3 protein-coding genes are annotated in these 1,081 nt (G+C 73.5%); all 3 read left to right on the forward strand.

What is annotated here, in order from left to right:
* A partial coding sequence (ccsA, locus tag DOO78_RS26875; protein ID WP_165839115.1) for a cytochrome c biogenesis protein CcsA occupies nucleotides 1–382 on the forward strand: 382 nt, incomplete at its 5' end.
* A gap of 11 nt (nucleotides 383–393) precedes the next feature.
* Complete coding sequence (locus DOO78_RS27800) at nucleotides 394–567, forward strand: hypothetical protein (protein ID WP_165839116.1); 174 nt, start codon at nucleotides 394–396, stop codon at nucleotides 565–567.
* Nucleotides 564–1,081: cytochrome c maturation protein CcmE (gene ccmE / locus DOO78_RS26880; protein ID WP_111472943.1), on the forward strand; the 518-nt coding region annotated here is incomplete at its 3' end. The genes DOO78_RS27800 and ccmE, both read left to right, overlap by 4 nt.

Raw genomic sequence — 1,081 nt, forward strand, 5'->3', positions numbered from 1 at the left:
CTGGTGGGTCTGGGATGCCCGGCTGACCAGCGTGCTGGTGCTGTTCTTCCTCTGGCTCGGCCATGCCGCCCTGGTCCGCGCCTTCGACGAGGCCGAGCGCGGGGCCCGCATGGGCGCCATCCTCGCCCTGGTCGGGGCGGTGAACCTGCCGATCGTCAAGTTCTCGGTCGAGTGGTGGAACACCCTGCACCAGCCGGCCAGTCTGAGCGGGATCAATGCGCCCGCCCTGCATGTCGATATCCTCCGCCCGCTGCTGGCCTGCACCCTCGGCTTCACCCTCGCCTTCGCGGCGCTGGTGCTGGCGCGGCTGCGGGCCGCGGTGATGGAGCGGCGCATCCGGGCGCTGCAACTGGCCGCCGCCCGGCGCGCCGATCCGCTCTAGGGAGCACGGCCATGACACTGCACTGGGCGCATGTGACGGCAAGCTACGCCCTCGTCCTCGGCGGCTTCCTCGCCCTCGGCCTCGCCGCGACCCTGCGCCTGCGGGCCGCCCGCCGCCGCCTCGCCACCCTCGACCCGCGGGCCCGCCGCGCCACCGGCCAGGCCAGCGCCGGAGCCCCGGCATGACCCGCAAGCGCCGCCGCCTCTGGCTGCTGCTGCTCTGCGGCCTCGGCCTCGGCAGCGCCACCGCCCTCGCGCTCACCGCCTTCCAGGACAACCTCGTCTTCTTCCGCTCGCCCTCCGACATCGCCCGCGCCGCGCCGCCCCCAGGCCGCGCCTTCCGCCTCGGTGGCCTCGTCGAGGCCGGCAGCCTCGAGCGCCGCACCAGCCCCGACGGCCGACCCGACATCCGCTTCACCATCACCGACGGGCCCAGCGCCGTCACCGTCGCCTATGCCGGCGTCCTCCCCGACCTCTTCCGCGAGGGCCAGGGCGTCGTCACCCTCGGCACCCTCGGGCCCGACGGCATCTTCCGCGCCTCCGAGGTCCTCGCCCGCCACGACGAAACCTACATGCCGCCCGAGGTCGCCGACGCCCTGAAGAAAACCGGCCACTGGAACCCAACCGAAGGCCCACCACCCCCAGCCAACACCTGGAACACCCTCAACACCTCCAAGCCAACCCACATACCCAACGGACA

The sequence above is a fragment of the Roseicella frigidaeris genome (genome assembly GCF_003258945.1).
Lineage (GTDB): Bacteria > Pseudomonadota > Alphaproteobacteria > Acetobacterales > Acetobacteraceae > Paracraurococcus > Paracraurococcus frigidaeris.

What these genes read in the sequence shown, in the direction of transcription:
- DOO78_RS27800 (WP_165839116.1), top strand. Translation starts at nt 394, where the DNA reads ATGACACTGCACTGGGCGCATGTGACGGCAAGCTACGCCCTCGTCCTC.